The following is a 21,865-nucleotide window of genomic DNA, read 5'->3' as shown; positions in this document are numbered from 1 at the left end:
CGGCACTAGCCGCCCAGCTGGAGCGCATCCGCGGCCTCCTCCACCATGCCGAGGCCGAGCCGGCTGATCCGGACGGCGAAGGGCTCCCCCGACACCCGCAGGCCCGAGAGCCGGAGCGCGCCGAGGGGGGCGCCGGGGAGCGGGGCGAGGGCGACCGTGCCCGCGGGGGCGTCGGGGCGGATCCCGGCGAGGGCGGTCAGCGCGTGGATCCCGGCCGCCGCGGCCACGGCGGCCGGACGGCAGGCCGCCGGGTGCGGGACGGGGGCACTGCCGGCAGTGCGCTGCTCGGCCGCGAACATCTCCGGCAGCCGGTACCCGAACGCTTCCGCCGCGTCCAGCAGGCCCCGCAGCAGGCCCGCGGCCTCCTTCTCGAAGCCCGCCTGGGCCAGGCCCGCCACCGCCACCGCACTCTCGTACGCCCGCACCGCGCCCGAGCGGTGGCCGAACGGGTTGTGCCCCGGCTCCCTGGTGGCCATGCTCCGCAGTCCCCATCCGGAATCCATGGCGGGGGCTCCGAGCAGCCGGGCCAGCTGCTCCGAGCGCACGCGGTCGAGGAGCCCCGGTGCCGGCCGGCCGCCGCTGAGCAGTCCGGTGTCGAGCAGGTGGGCGGCGGCTCCCGTCAGCCGTGGCAGTGGCCGCCCGTCGGGATGCAGGGCCGAAGCGGGCCGGCCGCCGTCCGGGCCGTCGATCCAGAACCCCGCCCGGAACCGCTCCCGCAGCGCGGCGGCCCGCTCCAGCCACTCCTCGGCTCCGGGCCGCCCGCATCCGGCGAGGAGGTCCGCGCCGAGCACGGCGGCCCGGTGGGCGTGGGCCTGGGTTTCACAGCGCCGCGGACCGGGGTCGGGATCGGCCAGCAGGCCGTCCTTCCCCAGAGCCGCGCGCAGCCAGTCGAGGCACCGCTCGGCGGCCGGGAGCAGCCGGGCCACCTCCTCTTCCGGCATGCCCCAGAGCCGGGCTTCGGCCAGCACCGCGGGGAAGGCCAGGGTCGCCTCCGTACCGGTGCACCCTGGCGGCAGCTGTGGGCCCGCTCCGCGCAGCGGCCCCGGGATCTTCCCGGCGTCGGGCCCGCGCCCCTCGCTCTGGGTCCGGGCCAGGATGCGCAGGGTGGCCGCGGCGAGCCCGGTCCCGAGGGGCAGTGCCATCCGCGCGGCCCACAATGACTCGGCCGGGGCGAGGCCCAGCCGCCAGGGCGCCCCGGCTGCCGCGAAGGCGTCGCCCGGCGCCTCGGGATCCCTCAGGAGGAGCGCGCCCATGTCCTCGACGCTGCTGCGGAACCACGCCTCGACCCTCGGGTCGTCCCCCTCGGCCCGGGCGTCGGCCAGCGGGTTCGCCACCTGCCCGGCGGGGGCCCGGGCGACCCGGTCCTGGGTGGTGCGCAGCTCGATGGTGCGGGATTCGCCGGGGCCCAGTTCGAGCTGCCAGCGCAGCAGCCCCGCCGAGGCCAGCGCGTCGTCCGGCGGCGGCTCGGCCGCGGTGACCGCCTGCGCCTCGCCGGTGCTCCAGCGCAGCCCGGCGGCATGCACCCCGGCGGGCAGCTCCGGCCCGGCCCGGCCGGCGGCCACGGCGGCCAGCTCCGCCAGGTCGGTGCCGAGCAGGACCTCCACGGGCAGGCGTACCGGCCGGGCCGTGAAGCTGCGCAGGGTGATCCGCTCGGTGCCGTCCGCGTGCCGGACCCGTTCCACACCGATGTCCGGGTCGGGGCCGGGCTCGGCACCGGTGCGGACGGTCGCGGTGAAGGCGGCCCTGTCGGCGCCGAGGCTGCGGCCTTGGACGGCGACCGGGTCCCGGCCGCCGACCCGCAGCACGCAACGGGAGAGCAGCCTGCGCCCGGAGCGGTAGATCCCGTCGATCCCCCGCCCGGTCAGCTGCCCGTGTTCCGGGGAGATGACCAGACAGGGCGCGGCGACGCAGATCACGGCGCCGTGCACGGGCGGCAGTTCGGGCCTGCGGGTCCCGGGCACGCCGGATGGGCGGGGAGGTGCGGGGTGAGACATGTGTCGCCTTGTCTGCGCTCCGGTCGGTTCAGCTGGGCGGCGGCGTGGCCGGGCCCCCACCACCCCACATCTGAACGCCCCCACCCCCGCCCGGGTCACGGCCTCCTGCCCCGTCCGTGGCACGGACTCCGGACGCGACAGGACCGATGGGCCCGGCCGCGCACGCCCGGGGCGGATCCTGCGCCACCCGGTCAGGCCCAGGGCACTCCGGAGCAGCCGCACCGGACCACCGCGCCAGGGCCGGCGCGCCTTCACTGGTCGCTCCCCGCGGTGCGGCGGGACGCGCGCCGGGGCGTGGTCCGGCCCCGCCTCCCGGGAGGACGCGTACCGGCCGAGGAGCGCGCCCGCCGGGGCTCGCGGCGGCGGCGCTCCTCCCGCAAACACTCCCGCAGTCCCTCGGGATCGATCCCCTCGTTGCACGCGTGGTGGAGCAGCTGGGCGAAGCGGTACTCGGCGTCCGCCCGCAGGGCCAGGCCGAAGGCGATCCGGGCCGTCGGCTCGTCCCCGGTGGACCAGGAGACCCAGCCGGCGAGGGTGAGCGGGGCCGCGGCATGCTCGCCGTAGGCCCCGACGCAGCGCCGGGCGAGGGCCCGCCACAGCCGCAGGGCAGGGGCAGCCTCCCCGTCCTCCATCCACTCGGCCGCGATGTCCCGGATCTCGCGGTCCTGGAGGCCCAGGATCAGCGAGGCGGCCTCGTCGTGGCCCAGGAGGGCGTCGTCCCAGTCGTCGGCGTGGGTGCCGCCGTCGACCGGCGGGGCCAGGGTCATGCGCCGCATCAGGTCCCGCGCGAGGGAGATCGTCTCGGCCCCGACCTCCTCCCGGGTGGCCCCGTCGAGGATCCTCGGCATCAGGGCCGCGGCCGCCCGGTCCAGGGCCCTCTCGGCCTCCGCGGCCACGGACCCGCGCAGCGGTGCGAGCCGGCCCTCGATCTCCTCGAGGGAGCCCCGGACCTGGAGCCCGGCGAAGGTGGCCGCCGCGGCCATCACCGAGGTGCCGACCGCGGCCAGCCGGGTGCCCTCGGCCGGGCAGCACCGCTCGTCCGGGCAGACGTAGGACCAGAATCGGCCCTCGGAGAGGCACAGGGCCTCCAGCACCGGCACGTCCAGCGCGCCGCAGGCCAGCCGGATCCGCTGGGCGAGCGGCCGCAGCCGGGTCATCACCCGCCGGCCGCTCTCCTCCCCACGCGGTTCCTGGCAGAGGTAGACGACGATGCCGTCGGGCTTGCCGCCGCGCCGTTCGCTGCCCCGGATCAGGCAGTCGGCGACCTGCCGGGCGGTGTCCTCCCATTCCGCGGACGCGGTGGGGATGCCGACCCGGAGCCGGCCGCCGAAGCGGCCGCCCTCCCCGTGCACGGCGACCAGGACGAGGGAGTCGCTCGGGTGGAACCCGAGCATGTAGGGCAGCGCGTCGGCCAGTTCGGCCGGGCTGCGCAGGGTGATCTGGGGGCCGGTGGCTGCTCCGGCCGGGCTGAACGAGGGGCGGTCGGACGGGCTGCGTGATTCGTGGTTGTTCGTCATGGCACGAAGGTCCCGTGCCTGATCCGATCCGGAAAGCCCTGTGGATAACTGTTGACGCTTCAATGTCCACAGGTCCAGAGCGGCATTGGCGCGATGTCACAGGCATCGGGTTGCATGGGGGCATGAACGCAGACCTGAGGTCCTCGGCCGACTCCGTACTAGCCCGTCTCGTGGGTGACCCCACGGGCACCGCCCGGCTGCGTGAGGACCAGTGGCGGGCGATCGAGGCCCTCGTCGCGCACAAGCGACGGGCGCTGGTGGTCCAGCGCACGGGCTGGGGCAAGTCAGCGGTGTACTTCGTCGCCACCTCGCTGTTGCGGGCGAGCGGCGCCGGCCCGACCGTGATCGTCTCCCCGCTCCTCGCGCTGATGCGCAATCAGGTCGAAGCCGCGGCCCGGGCCGGGATCCGCGCCCGCACCATCAACTCCGCCAATCCGGAGGAGTGGGAGGGCATCCAGGCCGAGGTCGCCGCCGGTGAGGTCGACGTCCTGCTGGTGAGCCCGGAGCGGCTGAACAACCCCGACTTCCGCGACCAGGTCCTCCCCAAGCTCTCCGCCGCGACGGGTCTGCTCGTGGTGGACGAGGCCCACTGCATCTCCGACTGGGGACACGACTTCCGCCCCGACTACCGCCGGCTGCGCACCATGCTGGCCGACCTGCCGCCCGGCGTCCCGGTCCTCGCAACCACCGCCACGGCCAACGCCCGCGTGACCGCCGACGTCGCGGAACAGCTGGGCACCGGAGCCGGCACGGACGCCTTGGTGCTGCGCGGCCCGCTGGACCGCGAGAGCCTGAGCCTGGCGGTGCTGACCCTGCCCGACGCGGCGCACCGGCTGGCCTGGCTCGCCGACCACCTCGGCGACCTGCCCGGCTCCGGGATCATCTACACGCTGACGGTGGCCGCGGCCGAGGAGGTCACCGCGTACCTGCGCCACCGCGGGCACACGGTGTCCTCGTACACCGGCAAGACGGAGAACGCGGACCGCCAGCAGGCCGAGGACGACCTCCAGGCGAACCGGGTCAAGGCGCTGGTGGCCACCTCCGCCCTCGGCATGGGCTTCGACAAGCCGGACCTGGGCTTCGTCGTGCACCTCGGCTCTCCCTCCTCCCCCATCGCCTACTACCAGCAGGTCGGCCGCGCCGGCCGTGGTGTGGAGCACGCCGAGGTGCTGCTGCTCCCCGGCCGCGAGGACGAGGCGATCTGGCAGTACTTCGCCTCGGTGGCGTTCCCGCCCGAGGAGCAGGTGCGCCGCACGCTCGACGTTCTGGCCCAGGCCGGCCGGCCGCTGTCGCTGCCCGCCCTGGAGCCGCTGGTGGACCTGCGTCGCACCCGCCTGGAGACCATGCTCAAGGTCCTTGACGTCGACGGCGCCGTGCACCGCGTCAAGGGCGGCTGGACCTCGACCGGCGAGCCGTGGGCCTACGACGCCGAGCGCTACGCCTGGGTGGCCCGGCAGCGGGCGGCCGAGCAGCAGGCCATGCGGGACTACGCCGCGGCCACCGAGTGCCGGATGGAGTTCCTGCGCCGCCAGCTCGACGACGAGGAGGCCGCGCCCTGCGGCCGCTGCGACAACTGCGCCGGTGCCCGGTTCACCGCCGAGGTCTCCACCACCGCCCTGGACACCGCCCGCGGCGAGCTCGGCCGCCCGGGCGTGGAGCTGGAACCGCGCAAGATGTGGCCGACCGGGCTCGCGGCGGTCGGCGTCGACCTCAAGGGGCGCATCCCCGCCGGGGAGCAGGCCTCGACGGGCCGGGCGCTGGGCCGGCTGTCCGACATCGGCTGGGGCAACCGGCTGCGCCCGATGCTCGCCCCGCAGGCTCCGGACCAGCCGGTCCCGGATGACGTGACCCAGGCCGTGGTCGCGGTGCTCGCCGACTGGGCCCGGGGCCCAGGCGGCTGGGCGTCCGGGGCCCCGGACGCCCCGGCCCGGCCGGTGGGCGTGGTCGCCCTGCCCTCGCGCGGCCGCCCCCAGCTGGTCGGTTCGCTGGCCGCGCGGATCGCGGAGGTCGGCCGGATGCCCCTGCTCGGTTCGGTCGCCTACACGGATCAGGCTCCGGAGTTCGGGGTTGCGGTCTCGAACAGCGCCCAGCGGGTGCGGGGGCTCCACCAGGCCCTGACCGTGCCCCCAGACCTCGCCGCGGCGCTCGCTGAGGCCTCGGGTCCGGTGCTCCTCGTGGACGACCGCTCGGAGAGCGGGTGGACCCTCGCGGTGGCCGCCCGGCTGCTTCGGCGGGCAGGCGCGAAAGAGGTGTTCCCGCTGGTGCTGGCGCTCCAGGGGTAGCCGAATGCGTCATCTTCGGCGTGGCGGGGCAAGGATATGAACGGCATACCGGCGAATTCCGGTCGGCGGCGCCAATTGCTCGTTGCCGCATGCTCAGGAGCCACGCGAGAATTGGAGTGCTCCCGCTCGGCTCCTCGGCACTCTCCTGGGCCGCGCCGCGGCGCGCCCTGACTCCAGCCGTGCCCGTCCGCGGGCGTGTACCCGAAGGGAGGACCGTGACCTTCGGATTCGCGCCGCCTTCGACCACGTCCCTGACATCGGCCACCGGCGCCGCCAGCCGGCACGGCAGGCTGCTGGAACCATCAGAGTGGACGGCGGCGGGCATCCCCCTCCTCCGCAATCCCCGAGAGGTCGTCAGCGGCCTGCACTCCCGCCACAGTCCGGCGCCCTCGACCGCGGTGATCGCCGTCCTCGGGCCGGAGGAACGGCTCGTGGCGAGCGCCTCCTTCGTACAGCGGTCGGCCTCGGCGGACGGCTGGGAGTACCGCAACGCCCTGCTGTCCCGGCTGCGCCGGGTCCTCCCGCACGACCTGCGGCGGCGGACCCCGGTGCGGACGGCGGTCCTGCTCTACTGCCGCGAGGGCGACGAGCGATGGACCGAAGAGGACGGGGCGTGGATGTGGGGGCTGCGGGACGCCTGCACCCTGCACGGGCTGCGCTGCGGCGCGTACATCACGCTGACCCGCGGCGGTTGGCAGGTGCTGGGCGAGGGCCGTGGCGGCCGTCAGCCCAGCTCGGACTCGCGTCCCCAGCGCCTCGGCGACACCGTGGCCGAGTTCGCCCCGCGCGCCCTGCACACCGGCGGCGGCGCGGTCGAGGCCCTGCGCCGGACCGCCGCGCGCTGACCCTCGTACGGGCGACAGGCGGCAGGCGGCGGACAGCCGGCGTACCGGCCTCCGCGGAGGGACCGGAGGTCCGCGGGCAGGCCTCACGGCCGTACACCCGGAACCGGGCGTACGGCGGATCAGGCCTCGGACTGCAGCCCGAGCTTCGGCTCGGACCTCACAACGGACATGGCCCGGGCGTCGCCCCGGACCTCGGCCAGGGCTTCAGCGGGGCCGGCCCAAGGCCCGCCCCGCCCCTCGCCCGTGCCGGGGTACAGGGCGTCAGACGCCCGCACCCAGAACGGAGTTGATCTGCTGCGCGTCACCGCACACGATCAGCAGCGCACCGGCCCGGGTGAGCGCGACCGGCAGGGCGCCGGCAACGCTCTCGACCGTTCCGCCGTTGACCGCGAAGACCACGACGGGACGGCCCGCGGCGCGCTGGACCTGCGCCGCGTCCGCGTAGAAGACGTCGTCCCCGGCGTCGTGCAGGGCCCAGTACGCGGCCTCGCCGAAGGACAGTTCGTGAGCGGCCCACGGGTGCGGGTCGCCGGTGGTGAGCACCAGGATGTCGCCGGGGGCGCGCCCGGTGTCGAGCAGCAGGTCGACGGCCTCTTCGGCCGCGTCCAGCGCACCCTCGACGGAAGCCGGGATCAGCTGGATCTGGGGCACCGCCGCGGAGACGGACGGTGCGGTGGCGGGGGCTGCGGGAACGGGTCCGGAGGAGGCCTGCGGCGCACGCTGCGCGGGCGGTACGGGCCGGGGGGCACCACCCGTGCGGCTTGCCGCTGCGGGGGAGGGACCGGGGCGTCCGGGCCGGGGGACGGCGGCGGGACGCGGACCAGGTACAGGGCGGGGGGTCTGCGCGGTGCGGCTCGCGGCCGGCGTGACGCGGGGACCCTGGGCACTCTCGTGAATCTGAGGCTCCTCGATGGCGGGGGTGAGAGGCATGAGTTGATGTCTATCAAACACCGGTACGAAACGTACCGGCCGGTGGCACATGGGTGCGATCAGAAATCGAAGCCGAGTTGGCCTCCGTTTTCCAGCTCCATCGCCTCCTCGCTGCGGCGCACCTTCTTGAGGTGGCGCCACCGGGGCAGCCCGTCGAGGTACGACCACGAGAGCCGGTGATAGGGGGTGGGCCCCAGTTCCTCCAGCGCCGCCCGGTGTACGGGCGAGGGGTATCCGGCGTTGGCGGCGAAGGCGAAGTCCTCGATTCCGCCGCCCGATTCGCCCAGTTCGGCCATCATCCGGTCGCGGGTGACCTTCGCTATGACCGAAGCCGCGGCGACGGCGACGCAGGACTGGTCGCCTTTGATCACCGTACGGACCCGCCAGGGTTCGCCGAGGTAGTCGTGCTTGCCGTCGAGGATCACCGCGTCGGGCCGGACCGGCAGCGCCTCCAGGGCGCGCTCCGCGGCGAGCCTCAGGGCGGCCGTCATCCCCAGCTCGTCGATCTCCTCGGGCGAGGCGTGCCCGAGGGCGTACGCGGTGACCCAGCGCTCCAGGACACCGAGCAGGGCGTCGCGTCGCTTGGCGGTGAGCAGTTTGGAGTCGGTGAGCCCGGCGGGCGGCCGGCGCAGGCCGGTGATCGCCGCGCACACGGTGACGGGACCGGCCCAGGCCCCCCGTCCGACTTCGTCGACCCCGGCGATGACCTTGGCGCCGGTGGTTGCACGGAGGGAGCGTTCGACGGTGTGGGTGGGTGCTTCGTACGGCATGGCGCCAGCAAGGGTACGCCGCCCCGAGCCGACTGCACACCCCCGCCCGGGTCCGACGCCCGCCCGATCCGGCACGGACACCGCTCCGCGCACCCCGCGCGGCACCCCGCCGCGCCTCAGGCCCGCAGCAGCGGCACCATCACCTCGTCGATCAGCTCCGCGATCTCCGCATCACCCCATTCGCTACCGCACACCTTCGTGCGGTACATCAGCATCGCCGGAATGACATCCACGACAAACGGACCCGTCGCGTCCGGCCGTACGTCACCCCGCGCGATTCCCCGCCGCACAAGCTCCTTGATCAGCCGCTGGGCCGGCTCGTGCAGCCCCGACCAGATGACCCCGTGGAACCGGTCGGCATGCTTGTGATCGCATTCGTGAAGCACGGACCGCAGGGCCTGCCCGGCACGGGAGTGCATGACGTCCCGCGTGCGCACGCACAGCAGATGGAGGTCCTCGCGGATCGACCCGCCGTCGGGAATCTCCCCTATCTGCGGCAGGCCGGTCCGCAGCGCGTCGGCCACCAGGTCCGCCTTCGACGGCCAGCGCCGGTAGAGCGAGGCCTTGCCGGTGTGCGCGCCGGCCGCGACGCCCTCCATGGTGAGCGCGTTCCAGCCGACCGTGCTCAGCTGCTCCAACGCGGCGTCGAGAATCGCCCGTTCGAGTTCGGGACCCCGCCTGCGCCCCGGCGACGCCGCCGACCAGCGCGAACCCACCATCTCCCCACCTCCCGGCCGGCCCCGTGCCCGACGCAAGTATTTTCGGCCTTAGAGAACGCTTGCGTTCCCTAAGGATCGGCTCCTACCGTAGCCCCGTAGTGAACGAATGCGTTCACTATTTCACTTTGGGGGGATCCTCAGTGACAAGCTCTCAACTCGCCACACCCCGGATACCGGGGGCGGCGCGCCGCGAGGGGCGCCCCGGAGTGGCCCTCGCCGTCATCGCCGCATGCCAGCTCATGGTCGTCCTCGACGCCACGATCGTGAACATCGCGCTCCCGCACATCCAGGACGCCCTCAGCTTCAGCACCACCGACCTCTCGTGGGTGCTCAGCGCCTACACCCTCACCTTCGGAGGCCTGCTGCTGCTCGGCGGCCGCGCCGGAGACATCCTGGGCCGGCGCCGCGTGTTCCTGGCCGGCATCCTGCTCTTCACCCTGGCCTCCCTCCTCGGCGGATTCGCCCAGGAGCCCTGGCAGCTGCTCGCGGCCCGTGCCCTGCAAGGGGTGGGCGGCGCGATCGCCTCTCCGACCTCGCTCGCCCTGATCACCACGACCTTTCCCGAAGGCCCCGAACGGAACCGGGCGTTCGGGGTGTTCGCGGCCGTCTCCGCGGGCGGCGGCGCCATCGGCCTGCTGGCCGGAGGCATGCTGACCGAGTGGCTCGACTGGCGCTGGGTGCTCTTCGTCAACGTCCCGATCGGCGTGCTGATCGCGGTCCTCACCCCGCTCTACATCACCGAGTCCGAGCGCCACCCCGGCCGCTTCGACATCGCCGGAGCCCTCACCTCCACGGGTGGCATGGCCTCGCTCGTGTATGGGTTCATCCGCGCCTCGGAGGACGGCTGGCGCGACTCGTTCACCATCGGCTCCTTCGCCGCGGCCCTCGTCCTGCTCGCGCTCTTCGTCGTGATCGAGTCGCGGGCCCGCGAGCCGATCGTCCCGCTGCGCATGTTCGCCGACCGCAACCGCACCGGCACCTACGTGATCATGCTCGGCCTCGCGGCCGCGATGTTCGGGATGTTCTTCTTCATCGTCCAGTTCGTACAGAACGTGCTGGGCTTCTCCCCGATCCAGTCCGGGCTCGGCTTCCTGCCCGTGACCGTCGCCATCGTCACCGCGGCCGGTCTCTCGCAGCGGTTCCTGCCGCGCTTCGGCCCCAAGCCCTTCATGGTCATCGGGTCCGCGCTCACCGGATCCGGGCTGACCTGGCTGACCTTCCTGCGGACCGACAGCTCGTACGTCTCCGGCGTGCTCGGCCCGATGCTGCTCTTCGGCTTCGGCATGGGCCTCAACTTCGTGACCCTCACCCTCACCGCCGTCTCCGGGGTGGCGCCGAAGGAGGCGGGCGCGGCCTCCGGGCTGCTCAACGCCAGCCAGCAGGTGGGCGGCTCGCTGGGCCTGTCCATCCTGGTCACCGTCTTCGGCACGGCCAGCCGCGGCGAGGCCGAGAAGCAGGTCCCGGCCTTCATGGCGCAGGCGAATCCCGATCAGCTGGCCGCTTTCCAGGAGACCCACCGGCTGCCCGACCCGTGGGGGGACCTCGTCCTCGCCCAGGGCATCTCCACCTCGTTCTTCGCCGCCGTGGCGATGGCGGGCCTCGCCCTGGCCACCGCCCTGCTGGTGATCCGGGTGCGCAAGAGCGACCTGGAGGCCCTGGCCGGCGCGGCCGCGCAGGGCGGCCCGGCCGCCTGAGCTCCTCCCGTACGAAGGCCCGGGCGCGGGGAACGGTCCCCGCGCCCGGGCCCTCGTACGGGCTCACCCGGCGGCGCGCCCTAATACTCCACGCGGCTGCCGAAGGTGCCCAGGCGCGAGCAGACCTCGTACGAGGCCGTCACCGGGCGCTCGCGCAGGATCTGCCGGGCCCGGTACTCGCCCAGGCTCATGGCGTACCACGGCACGTCTCCGGCCCTGGACATCTCGTCGTTGATCCCGCGCAGGGCGCAGGACCTCTGGGGCTCGGGCAGCCGGTCCAGGGCGGGCGCGGCGTCCGCCGACAGGGACTGGAAGTAGGCCAGGTCGATCTTCTTGGTGGTCTCGAAGCGGGCGACGTTGCTCTCGGCGACCATCCCGTCCGGGGACAGCAGACCGAAGGCCAGGACGGCGGCCGCGGCACTGCCCGCGACCGCGCGCGGCAGCCAGCGTGCGCCGAACACCCCGGCCGCCATGATCAGTACGATGACCAGCCCGAGCCACAGCTCCATCGCGGCGACCGACACGCGCAGCGTGGTCAGCCCGTACGCGTCCACGTAGAGGTCCATGCGGCGCAGCGCGGCGGCGACCACGACCAGGGTCAGCGTGCACAGCACGCCGAGGACGATGCGGACGAAGCGGCGGTCGCCCGGCCCGGAGCGCGGGGACCAGCGCAGGGCGAGCGCGATCACGACGAGCGTGAACAGGGTGGCCCAGAGCAGCTGCCAGAAGCCCTGGCGGGCGTACTCGGCGTGGCTGAGACCGGTGCTCTCCAGGACCTTGTCGTAGCCGCCGAACAGGACGGCCAGCTGGACGGCGTTGAAGCCGGCGAAGAGCAGGTTGAGCACGACGAGCGGAAGGGCCCATTCGACCCGGGAGCGCGGCTTGCCCGGGGCCACCCTGATCCGGTCCCAGCGCAGCGGGGCCGCGGCGGTGCGGGCGGCGGCGAGCGCGAGGAGCGTGCCGAGGAGGAAGAGCAGGAACCGGATGGGCCCGTTCTCGGTCGACACGTCGGGGATCAGACCGCCGAGGAGGCGGGCGAACGCGGCGTCGGCGGAGGCGAACAGCGCGCCGAAGACCACCAGTAGGGCCACGGCCACGGCGGTCGCCTTGGCGATGGGCAGCCAGCGGTCCTTGCTGACCCCGCCTCGTGACCGCAGTCCGACCAGGGCCCAGGCGAGCCCGGACACCGCCGAGTCGAAGAAGCCGAGCGGGCTGAGCACGACGCCGGGCCAGCTGCGGCTGCCGTGCAGGGCCAGCGCGCCCAGCAGGACGGCGGACAGGATCGCGAGCGTGGACGGCCAGGCGGAGTCGCGCAGGGCCGGTACGGCGAGGAGGGCGAGGCAGCCGAGCGCCCAGACCACCGTCCAGGGTCGGGCGTTACGCCGTGCCGTGCGGGCGGCGACGTACGCGGCGGCGACGGCGGGCACCACCGCGAGCAGCAGGCCGGGGCCCATGCCGTCGCCGAGGAACAGTGCGGCGGCGAGGCCGGTGGCGAGGGCGGCGAGGAGGGTCGCGGTCGCGATGGGGGCTGCCTCGGCGGGGCGCACGAGCGTGACCCACGAGGGCGAGGCGGACTTCGCTTGGGCGGCGGCCCATTGGCGCTGCTGGTACTGGTGCACCTGCCAGGCCTGCCACGCGGCGGCGTCGGCGGGCCCGCCCGGCGGTGGACCGGCCGGGCCGGTGGGCGCGCCCCCGGCAGGAGCCGCGGGTGGAGACGCGGCGGCCGGCGCTGCATCGGCCGGTGCTGACGCGACGGCAGGTGCTCCTGCGGCCGGTGCTGATGCGACGGCAGGTGCTGCTGCGGCCACTGGAGCACCCGAGGCCACTGGAGCACCCGAGGCCTTCGGAGCACCCGGGGCCGGCCTCGCGGATGAGTCCCCGGCCGCGGCCCCTGCGTTGACCGTGCCCTTGGGGTCCTTCGAGGCCCCTGGGTCCTGCGGGTCCTCGGACCGGGCTGCGTCCGCCCCGCCGGTGTTCTCTGACATCGGGTTCCCTCCCCTGTCGGCCGCCCCGTCGTTCCGGGGGGCGGCGCAGCGGACAGAGTAGGCCGGTGGGAGGCGGTTTTGAACAGGATCAAAAGAGCCTGTGGCAGGACCGTGACAATCGGAAGAACGCGTGTCACCTGCGCCGGAAGCCCGGAGCGGCGATCCGTCAGCGCGTCGCCGTCTCCGGCAGCCAAGCCGGCAGAGCCTCGGTGCGCGCCAGCCACGCGGCCGGCAGCACCGCGTCCCCGCGGGCCCCCAGTACCCCGCCGACGATCGCGCAGGTCGTGTCGACGTCTCCGCCCACCTGCGCGGTGGTCCAGAAGGCCCGCTCGTAGTCGTCCAGCGCACGCGCCGCGGACCACAGCGCGAAGGGCACCGTGTCATGGGCGCTCGTGCGCCGCCCGCAGCCCAGAACGGCCGCGACCGTGGTCGCGTCGCCATAGTCCAGCATGTCCCGCGCCCGCCGCAGCCCGGCGCCCACGGCGCTGCGCGGCACCAGCGCGATCACCCCGTCCAGCAGGTCGGAAGCCTTCGGCGGACCGGCGGGAGCGGCGGCCAGCGCGGCCGCCGCGGCGACGGCCATCGCCCCGCACACGGCCTCGCGGTGCTGGTGGGTGGTGTAGGCGGAGATCTCCGCCTGGTGGGTGGCCTGCTCCGGGTCGTCGGCGTACCAGGCGCCCAGCGGCGCGATCCGCATGGCGGCGCCGTTGCCCCACGAGCCCTGCCCGTTGAACAGTTCCGCGGCCAGCGTGCGCCAGTCCTCACCCTCGCGCACCAACCGCAGCATCCGGTTCACCGCGGGCCCGTAGCCCCGGTCGACGTCGTGGTGGTGGGCGAAGGAGCGCGCGAGCGCGTCCTGGTCGATCCGTCCGTGCTCGGCCAGCACCGCCACGACCGAGCAGGCCATCTCGGTGTCGTCGGTCCACTGCCACGTCCCGCTGCCGGCGGGCAGCTCGCGTCGTTTGAGCAGGGGGTAGTTCACGGGGACGAAGTACTGGGAGCCCAGGGCGTCACCCAGGGCCAGCCCGCGGAGGCTGGACATGGCGCGTGCGTAGCGCCGTTCGGGAGTGGAATCAGGCGTCATCGCGGGTCACTCTAGCCGTCCAGGTCATAAGGCTCGGGTGTGGTCCACCGCTCAAACGGGCGGTCCATCCGGTACCGGCCGTCAGGGCCGCGCAGGAGCACCCGGAATTCACCGTTGCCGGGATTGGACAGGGCCTCGAATTCGGCCACCGACCAGTGGAACCAGCGCATGCAGAACAGCCTCATCGTCAGCCCGTGGGTCACCAGGAGGACGTTCTCGGGGTGGTCCGGGGCCTCGAAGCTGCGGTAGAGGCTTTCCAGGAAGGACCCGACCCTGTCGTACACGTCGGCCCCGGACTCGCCCTGCGCGAACCGGTAGAAGAAGTGCCCGTACGCGTCCCGGTACGCCTTCTGCAGCCGTACGTCGGCCCGGTCCTGCCAGTTCCCCCAGTCCTGCTCGCGCAGTCTCGGCTCCTCGCGCATCCGGACCCGCGTCGGGTCCAGCCGCAGTTCGCGGAAGGTCTGCAGGGTCCGGCGGTAGGGGGAGACGTACGCGCTGATCGTCTCCTCGCCGAAGAGCTCGCGCAGCCGCAGCCCGGCCGCCGCCGCCTGCTCGCGCCCGTTCCGGGTCAGCCGCAGGGCATGGTCGGGCTCGCGTTCGTACACCGAGTCGTCGGCGTTCCCCTCCGATTCCCCGTGCCGGACAAGGACGATGCGCCGTGGTCGAGCCATCCCACGACCCTATTCGGCCATCGGCCGACCAGCGCACCGGGCACGCCGATCGGCCTGGCGGGCAGTCGTACGGTCATACCGTCCAGGACGGTTCGAGGTCGACGACGTCACCGGTGAGCGCCTCGACATCGGCCTGGATCTGGGCGCGCAGGGAGAGGCGCTCGACCCGCTCCTGCCGGTACTTGCCGTGCTCGGCGGCGGCGTGCCACATCGACAGCACCAGGAACTCCCGCCCCGGGGCCTCCCCGAAGAGGCCGCGGATCATGCCGGGCGAGCCCGCCATGGCCGGATTCCATACCTTCTCCTGCATGAGGGCGAAGTGGTCGACCCGCCCCTCACGGACGCGGGTGTGCGCGACCCGTACCACGTCGGCGTCGGTGAAGCGCGGCTCGAAGCCGGTCTTCACGTCGAAGCGGTGATCGAAGAGGGTGACCCTCAGATCGGTGTAGGTGCCGTTCTGCGCGGCGGCCAGCCGGTCGTGCGAGCGGGCCATGAAGGAGTCGTAGAAGGATCGGCTCTCCCAGAACGCGAAGACATGCGCGACCCCCTGCCGGCCCCGGCTCCAGCCGCCGCCCTGCCCCCGGAAGCCCGGCTCGCCCGGCAGCCCCGCCCATTTTCGCTGCCCGCGCTCGAACCCGCGTCGGTCCGTCACCGTGCAGCGAATCCACTTGACCAGCACTGCGCCATCGTACGGGCCCGGCGCGGCCCGGGTCAGTCCTCGGCGCGGTGGATCCGCACCAGTTCCGCCGCATCCCGCTCGGGCAGGCGAAGCCCGAACTCATGGTCGAGTACGGCGAGCAGCTCGTCCGGGCCGACGTCCCGCCGTTCGGTCCGCCCGTCGGGGTACAGCAGGGTGAACTCCCGCCCGACGAGCGCCTTGCGGACGGCGTCCCCCGGGTGGTGGACGACGAGCCGCCCCACGAAGGAGGAGCGGGGGTGACCGGAGCTGTAGTGGTTGAGCAGGACGTAGTCGACGGGGTGGTAGCGCTGCGGGGAGAAGGCGTACAGGTCCCGCCAGGTGCCGCCGCGCAGGAGGCACAGCACGAGGATGCCGTCCTCCTCCTCGCGGACGCGGTACGTCCACTCCCCCTGCTCCGCCGCGACGCCGGGGCGCCCCAGCGGGACCGGCTCACGGGGGCCCTGGTGGCCGAACCCCACGTCGCACAGCCACGGTTCCCCCTCGACCGTGACGACGAGGACGGCGTGCGTCACGGGCATCAGGGAGTCCCCGCGGGTGCGGTTGCGGGCACCGCGCCCGGAGACCTCGAAGCCGAGCCGCTCCAGGGCAGCGGCCAGCAGGGAGTTCTGCTCGTAGCAGTAGCCGCCGCGGCCGGCGTGCACGAGCTTGTCCTCGATCGACTTGACGTCCAGCGCGACGGGGCGGCCGAGCAGGACGTCCAGGCTCTCGAAGGGGATGGCCGTGGTGTGGGCCCTGTGCACTGCGTACAACGTGGCGAGGTCCGGCCGGAGTTCCCGGCCGTCCGCCGCGTTCTCCTGAAGTCCGATCCTCGCCAGGTACGCGTCCAGGTCCAGCTCTTCACCGCTCCACATGACTCCCCGCTTCCCCGTCCCCGTGTCCGTGTCCGTGTCCGTGTCCGCGGTATCGCACCGCCGTAAATCCCGGGGCGTCCGTTCGCCGAACCCCGCACAATGATCGCCATGACGGCCCTGCACACCAACCCGCTCTTCGCCCGCCTCGCCGACTCCGAACGCGTCCTGGTCGCCGGCGCGGGCGGCGGCTTCGACATCTACGCCGGGCTCCCCATCGCCCTCTCCCTCCTGCACCAGGGCAAGGAGGTCCACCTGGCGAACCTTTCCTTCAGCTCCCTCGCCGGACTGCCCGTCGAGGAGTGGGCCGCCCCCGACCTCGCCGTCATCACCCCCGACTCCGCGCCGCACCAGGCGTACTTCCCCGAGCGGACGCTGGCCCAGTGGCTCCGGCTGCACGGCTACCCGGCGCGCGTGTACGCCTTCCCGCAGACCGGCGTGCAGCCGCTGCGCGCCGCCTACCGCGAGCTGATCGACCTCCACCGCATCGACGCGATCGTCCTGGTCGACGGCGGTACGGACATTCTGATGCGGGGCGACGAAGCCGGCCTCGGCACCCCCGAGGAGGACCTGACCAGCGTGGCGGCGCTGGCCGCGCTGGACGAGATACCGGAGCGCCTCGTCGTGTCGGTCGGCTTCGGCGTGGACGCGTACCACGGGGTGAGCCACGCCCTGGTGCTGGAGAACATCGCGGCGCTGGAGCGCGCGGGAGCGTACCTCGGCGCGTTCTCCGTCCCGCGCGCCACCCGTGAGGGCGCGCTCTTCCTGGACGCGGTGGCCCATGCCCAGGAGCACAACCCCGAGCGCCCCAGCATCGTCAACGGATCGATCGCGGCGGCCGTCCGGGGCTCCTTCGGCGACGTGCAGTTCACCACCCGCACCCAGGGCAGCGAGCTCTTCGTGAACCCGCTGATGTCGCTGTGCTTCGCCTTCGACCTGCCGGGACTGGCCGCGCACTGCCTCTACCTGGACCGCATCGAGGACACCCACCTGATCCGGCAGGTCCATTCCCGGATCGCGGAATTCCGCGAGGACCTCGTCACCCGCCCGACCCGCAGCATCCCCCACTGAGCCCGGCGGAGGCGGGCAGGTCTCCGGGAAGACCTGCCCGCCTCGGCGGTTCACGACGTCAGCCGGATCCCCGGTCGGCCGTCAGGCGCGGCAGCGCAGCATCTCCAGCGGCGGATTGGCCCGGAAGTCCGCCCAGAACTCCTCACCGAACTCGCGCACCGCCCCGTCGGACACCTCCAGCGGGACCCAGGTCAGCTCGCTGAACCCGGCCGCGGGCAGGCACTTCTCGTAGACCTCGCGGCGCGGAAGGTTGGCGACGAACGAGACCGGCGGGTCGAGCAGCGCCGTGGTGCGGACCTGCGGCCCGGTCTCGCCCTCTTCCCCGGTGAGCACGCTGCGGAAGCCGTACCTTTCCGGGGTGGGCCCGTCGAAGCGGAAGTCGGGCGACTGGTTGAGCAGGAAGAACTCGCCGCCGGGCTTGAGGCTCCGGTGCACGTTGCGGCACATCCGCTCGGTGGTGGCGATGTCGTGCGCGTAGTTGAGCAGCTGGACTCCCAGGACGACGTCGAAAGCCTGCCCGAGGGGCCGCAGTTCGGCCACGTCACCCACCTCGTAGCGCACCCCCAGCGGATCGCGCTCCTCCAACTGCTGCGCCACGGCGACCATCTCACCGGAGATGTCGATTCCGAGCACCTCCGAGGCTCCGCGCCGCCTGAACTCCCTGCTGTAGAAACCGGTGCCGCAGGCCAGGTCGAGGAGCGACTTGCCCCGTACGTCCCCGACCAGGGCAAGGAAGCCCGGCACCACCACGTACTGCTCCAGCGGCAGGGACTTGAAGCCTTCGTACGCTTCACCGATCTCGTCGTACTGCTGCGTGCTCACAGTTCTCCCCCATGGCTCATCGGCTCCTCGGCCGCGGGACGCCCCTGTCCCGGGGTGCGCCTTGGCCTCTGGCGGGCAGTCTCTCCCAACCTGACAGACCGTCGTACTTGGCGGAACCAACGAAAAAGCGACCCTCGTCCCGGCTCACCGTACGGGCGCACGACGAAGGGGACCGGCCTGAGGCCGGTCCCCTTCGTGAGCGGTGAGCCGCTGGTCAGCTACCCGTCCGGGCTACGCCCGGTGTCAGCTGCAGCCGCTGGTGGAGCCGCAGCCCTCGCAGATGTAGCAGGAGCCGGCGCGCTGCATCTTCGTACCGCAGGAGAAGCAGAGCGGTGCGTCGGCGGAGACGCCGAGCTGCATCTCGACCAGTTCGGCGTTGCTGTGCGCCGTCTTCGGAGCCGGGACCGGGACGGTCGCCGGCTTCGGCGCCGACGGCACCGCGGCCAGCGGGACGGACTGGGTCAGCGACTCGGTGTCCAGCTCGTCCTCGAGGGGCTCATAGGAGCCCGTGTCGAGGTGGCGCTGACGCTCGTCTGCGGTGTGGATGCCGAGGGCCGAGCGGGTCTCGAACGGCAGGAAGTCGAGCGCCAGGCGACGGAAGATGTAGTCGACGATCGACTGCGCCATCCGCACGTCCGGGTCGTCCGTCATGCCGGCCGGCTCGAAGCGCATGTTGGTGAACTTCGATACGTAGGTCTCCAGCGGCACGCCGTACTGCAGACCGACCGAGACGGCGATCGAGAAGGCGTCCATCATGCCCGCGAGGGTCGAGCCCTGCTTGGACATCTTCAGGAAGACCTCGCCGAGACCGTCGTCCGGGTAGGAGTTCGCCGTCATGTAGCCCTCGGCGCCACCGACCGTGAAGGAGGTGGTGATGCCCGGGCGGCCCTTCGGGAGGCGCTTGCGGACGGGGCGGTACTCGATGACCTTCTCAACGGTCGCGCGGATGGTCTCCTCCGCCTTGGCGGTGACCTCCTCCTTCTCCTCTTCCTTCTTCTTCGCGGAGAGGGGCTGGCCGACCTTGCAGTTGTCGCGGTAGATCGCGAGCGCCTTGACGCCCATCTTCCACGCCTCGAAGTAGATCTCCTCGATCTCTTCGACGGTCGCCGTCTCCGGCATGTTGACCGTCTTCGAGATCGCGCCGGAGATCCAGGGCTGGATCGCGGCCATCATGCGGACGTGGCCCATCGCGGAGATGGAACGCTCGCCCATGGCGCAGTCGAACACCGAGTAGTGCTCGGTCTTCAGGCCCGGGGCGTCGACGACCACGCCGTGCTCGGCGATGTGGGAGACGATCGCCTCGATCTGCTCCTCCTGGTAACCCAGGCGGCGCAGGGCCTGCGGGACGGTGCCGTTGACGATCTGCATCGAGCCGCCGCCGACGAGCTTCTTGAACTTGACCAGGGCCAGGTCCGGCTCGACACCGGTGGTGTCGCAGGACATCGCGAGACCGATGGTGCCGGTGGGCGCGAGGACGGAGGCCTGGGAGTTGCGGAAGCCGTTCTTCTCGCCGAGGCGCAGGACGTCCTGCCAGGCCTCGGTGGCCGCGGCCCAGATGACGTTGTCGAGGTCCTCGGTGCGCGGCGCGACGGCGTTGGCGTCGGCGTGCTGCTTCATGACGCGCTTGTGGGCGTCGGCGTTGCGGGCGTAGCCGTCGTACGGGCCGACGATCGCGGCCAGCTCGGCGGAACGCTTGTACGCCGTACCGGTCATCAGCGAGGTGATCGAGGCGGCGAGGGTGCGGCCGCCGTCCGAGTCGTACGCGTGGCCGGTGGCCATCAGCAGGGCGCCGAGGTTGGCGTAGCCGATGCCCAGCTGGCGGAAGGCGCGGGTGTTCTCGCCGATCTTCTGCGTCGGGAAGTCCGCGAAACAGATGGAGATGTCCATCGCGGTGATGACGAGCTCCACGACCTTGGCGAAGCGCTCGGCGTCGAACGACTGGTTGCCCTTGCCGTCGTCGTTGAGGAACTTCATCAGGTTGAGCGAGGCGAGGTTGCAGGACGTGTTGTCCAGGTGCATGTACTCGCTGCAGGGGTTGGACGCGGTGATGCGGCCGGACTCGGGGCAGGTGTGCCAGTTGTTGATCACACCGTCGTACTGGATGCCCGGGTCGGCGCAGGCCCACGCGGCCTCGGCGAGCTTGCGGAAGAGCGCCTTGGCGTCGACCTTCTCGATGACCTCGCCGGTCATGCGGGCGCGCAGGGCGAACTCGGTGCCGTTCTCGACGGCCGTCATGAACTCGTCGTTCACGCGGACGGAGTTGTTGGCGTTCTGGTACTGGACGGACGTGATGTCGTCGCCGCCCAGGTCCATGTCGAAGCCCGCGTCGCGCAGGGCGCGGATCTTCTCCTCTTCCTTCACCTTGGTCTCGATGAAGGCCTCGACGTCCGGGTGGTCCACGTCCAGGACGACCATCTTGGCCGCGCGGCGGGTGGCACCGCCCGACTTGATCGTTCCTGCGGACGCGTCGGCGCCGCGCATGAAGGAGACCGGACCGGAGGCGTTGCCGCCGGAGGAGAGGAGCTCCTTGGAGGAGCGGATGCGGGAGAGGTTCAGGCCGGCGCCGGAGCCGCCCTTGAAGATCATGCCTTCTTCCTTGTACCAGTCGAGGATCGACTCCATGGAGTCGTCGACGGACAGGATGAAGCAGGCGGAGACCTGCTGCGGCTGGGCCGTCCCGACGTTGAACCACACCGGAGAGTTGAAGCTGAAGATCTGGTGCAGGAGGGCGTAGGTCAGCTCGTGCTCGAAGATCTCCACGTCGGCTGGCGACGCGAAGTAGTCGAAGTCCTCGCCGGCCTTCGTGTACGTCTTCACGATCCGGTCGATCAGCTGCTTCAGGCCGGTCTCGCGCTGCGGGGTGCCGACCGCGCCGCGGAAGTACTTGCTGGTGACGATGTTGACCGCGTTCACCGACCAGAAGTCGGGGAACTCGACGCCACGCTGCTCGAAGTTGACCGAGCCGTCGCGCCAGTTGGTCATGACGACGTCACGGCGCTCCCAGCTCACCTCGTCGTAGGGGTGCACGCCCGGGGTGGTGTGGATGCGCTCGATACGCAGGCCGCCCTTGGCAGCCTTGGTCCCCTTGGCGCGGGAACCACGTGCCGAGCCGCTCGCCGTCTCTGTCATGCCGCTTCCTCCCATATGCGGGCAAAAACGCCCTAAAGTGCCAGCGCTATTCCGCGGCACGGTGCTGTGTGTCTGTTTCTACGTTTTTCTCCCCCGGCTCCCGCCGGGAGGACCTCCGGGCCGAGCGGCCGCGTCACGGTGCGTGCGCATCGCGGCGCGGGCCGTCCGGTCAGCCGGAGGCGGAGGCGGGCACGGGGACCGAAGCGGTCCCTCCGGGCTCGCACTCGTGGGGGTGAGGCCGCGGCTCGCGCAGTTCCGCGATCGCGGTCTCGAAGTCTTCAAGGGTGTCGAACGCTTTGTAGACGGACGCGAAGCGCAGGTAGGCGACCAGGTCGAGCTCCTGCAACGGGCCGAGAATGGCCAGACCCACGTCATGGGTGGTCAGCTCGGCACTCCCGGTGGCGCGCACCGCCTCCTCGACCCGCTGGCCGAGCTTGGCGAGGGCGTCCTCGGTGACCGGTCGCCCCTGGCACGCCTTGCGCACGCCGGAGATGACCTTGGTACGGCTGAAGGGTTCCGTCACCCCGCTGCGCTTGATCACCATCAGCGAGGCCGTCTCCACCGTCGTGAAGCGACGGGAGCAGTCGGGGCACTGACGGCGCCTGCGGATCGACGTGCCGTCGTCCGTGGTGCGGCTGTCGACGACACGACTGTCGGGGTGCCTGCAGAAGGGGCAGTGCACGGTTCCCTTACCCTCCCTCTTGGCACGACAGAATCACCCCACATGCCCCTCAACGGCGGAGACAAGCTCTGCCGGGGGCTCGTGGAGCAGCCCCCAGCATATGCGATCCCAGGAGCCTCAGC

Annotated in this window: 17 protein-coding genes; 4 read left to right on the top strand and 13 right to left on the bottom strand. The window is 72.5% G+C overall.

All coding sequences use genetic code 11. From position 1 onward, the window contains the following. Positions 1-5: 5 nt before the first annotated feature. Positions 6-1,994 carry a glycogen debranching N-terminal domain-containing protein gene (locus tag ACZ4VT_RS10165; RefSeq protein ID WP_467948237.1) on the bottom strand — a complete coding sequence of 663 codons (1,989 nt, stop codon included), beginning with the start codon at positions 1,992-1,994 and terminating at the stop codon, positions 6-8. A 251-nt stretch (positions 1,995-2,245) separates the two neighbouring features. Beyond that, a complete protein-coding gene (locus ACZ4VT_RS10160) occupies positions 2,246-3,511 on the bottom strand; it encodes a DUF4192 domain-containing protein (RefSeq protein WP_467948235.1) in 1,266 nt (421 codons plus the stop codon). Positions 3,512-3,633: 122 nt separating this feature from the next. Here ACZ4VT_RS10160 and ACZ4VT_RS10155 point away from each other — a divergent pair, with 122 nt between their 5' ends. After that, complete coding sequence (locus tag ACZ4VT_RS10155; protein ID WP_467948233.1) at positions 3,634-5,793, top strand: RecQ family ATP-dependent DNA helicase; 2,160 nt, start codon at positions 3,634-3,636, stop codon at positions 5,791-5,793. Between the two features lie 215 nt (positions 5,794-6,008). Next, entirely contained in the window at positions 6,009-6,638 is a 630-nt protein-coding gene (locus tag ACZ4VT_RS10150) for a hypothetical protein (protein WP_467948232.1), read from the top strand. Positions 6,639-6,899: 261 nt separating this feature from the next. On the opposite strand, the gene ACZ4VT_RS10145 is transcribed toward ACZ4VT_RS10150, so the two are convergent. The 3 genes from ACZ4VT_RS10145 to ACZ4VT_RS10135 form a co-directional block, all read right to left on the bottom strand. Beyond that, positions 6,900-7,568: a hypothetical protein gene (locus ACZ4VT_RS10145; protein ID WP_467948231.1), complete on the bottom strand. Its 669-nt coding sequence runs from the start codon at positions 7,566-7,568 to the stop codon at positions 6,900-6,902. A 59-nt stretch (positions 7,569-7,627) separates the two neighbouring features. Beyond that, positions 7,628-8,338, bottom strand: a complete 711-nt coding sequence (locus ACZ4VT_RS10140; RefSeq protein ID WP_467948229.1) for a ribonuclease HII — start codon at positions 8,336-8,338, stop codon at positions 7,628-7,630. 116 nt (positions 8,339-8,454) lie between these two features. Then, a complete protein-coding gene (locus ACZ4VT_RS10135) occupies positions 8,455-9,057 on the bottom strand; it encodes a TetR/AcrR family transcriptional regulator (RefSeq protein WP_467948227.1) in 603 nt (200 codons plus the stop codon). Between the two features lie 140 nt (positions 9,058-9,197). Between ACZ4VT_RS10135 and ACZ4VT_RS10130 the strand changes: the two genes are divergently transcribed. Further along, positions 9,198-10,751, top strand: coding sequence for an MFS transporter (locus ACZ4VT_RS10130; RefSeq protein ID WP_467948226.1), 1,554 nt, complete (start codon positions 9,198-9,200; stop codon positions 10,749-10,751). Between the two features lie 80 nt (positions 10,752-10,831). On the opposite strand, the gene ACZ4VT_RS10125 is transcribed toward ACZ4VT_RS10130, so the two are convergent. The 5 genes from ACZ4VT_RS10125 to ACZ4VT_RS10105 form a co-directional block, all read right to left on the bottom strand. Beyond that, complete coding sequence (locus ACZ4VT_RS10125; RefSeq protein WP_467948224.1) at positions 10,832-12,736, bottom strand: DUF4153 domain-containing protein; 1,905 nt, start codon at positions 12,734-12,736, stop codon at positions 10,832-10,834. Between the two features lie 166 nt (positions 12,737-12,902). Then, positions 12,903-13,820 carry an ADP-ribosylglycohydrolase family protein gene (locus tag ACZ4VT_RS10120; protein WP_467948222.1) on the bottom strand — a complete coding sequence of 306 codons (918 nt, stop codon included), beginning with the start codon at positions 13,818-13,820 and terminating at the stop codon, positions 12,903-12,905. Positions 13,821-13,831: 11 nt separating this feature from the next. After that, positions 13,832-14,491 carry a histidine phosphatase family protein gene (locus ACZ4VT_RS10115; RefSeq protein ID WP_467948221.1) on the bottom strand — a complete coding sequence of 220 codons (660 nt, stop codon included), beginning with the start codon at positions 14,489-14,491 and terminating at the stop codon, positions 13,832-13,834. A 73-nt stretch (positions 14,492-14,564) separates the two neighbouring features. Beyond that, the gene (locus ACZ4VT_RS10110) at positions 14,565-15,170 is read right to left on the bottom strand and encodes a YdbC family protein (RefSeq protein ID WP_319728923.1); all 606 of its coding nucleotides are present in this window, start codon (positions 15,168-15,170) and stop codon (positions 14,565-14,567) included. A 32-nt stretch (positions 15,171-15,202) separates the two neighbouring features. Continuing rightward, positions 15,203-16,042, bottom strand: coding sequence for an arylamine N-acetyltransferase family protein (locus ACZ4VT_RS10105; RefSeq protein ID WP_467948220.1), 840 nt, complete (start codon positions 16,040-16,042; stop codon positions 15,203-15,205). A 108-nt stretch (positions 16,043-16,150) separates the two neighbouring features. On the opposite strand from ACZ4VT_RS10105, the gene ACZ4VT_RS10100 reads away from it, so the two are divergent. Next, entirely contained in the window at positions 16,151-17,110 is a 960-nt protein-coding gene (locus ACZ4VT_RS10100; RefSeq protein ID WP_467948219.1) for a DUF1152 domain-containing protein, read from the top strand. A gap of 81 nt (positions 17,111-17,191) precedes the next feature. Here the strand turns inward: ACZ4VT_RS10100 and ACZ4VT_RS10095 are convergent, their stop codons facing one another. From ACZ4VT_RS10095 to nrdR, 3 genes are all read right to left on the bottom strand, one after another. Beyond that, positions 17,192-17,932, bottom strand: a complete 741-nt coding sequence (locus ACZ4VT_RS10095) for a class I SAM-dependent methyltransferase (RefSeq protein WP_467948218.1) — start codon at positions 17,930-17,932, stop codon at positions 17,192-17,194. 243 nt (positions 17,933-18,175) lie between these two features. Further along, entirely contained in the window at positions 18,176-21,061 is a 2,886-nt protein-coding gene (locus tag ACZ4VT_RS10090) for a vitamin B12-dependent ribonucleotide reductase (RefSeq protein WP_467948216.1), read from the bottom strand. A 169-nt stretch (positions 21,062-21,230) separates the two neighbouring features. Beyond that, a complete protein-coding gene (nrdR, locus tag ACZ4VT_RS10085; protein WP_319728931.1) occupies positions 21,231-21,743 on the bottom strand; it encodes a transcriptional regulator NrdR in 513 nt (170 codons plus the stop codon). Between the last annotated feature and the right edge of the window lie 122 nt (positions 21,744-21,865).

The organism is Streptomyces sp. NPDC029164 (genome assembly GCF_055563995.1).
Note: the sequence above shows the minus strand (reverse complement) of the source record. Positions and strands in the feature narration are given on the sequence as shown.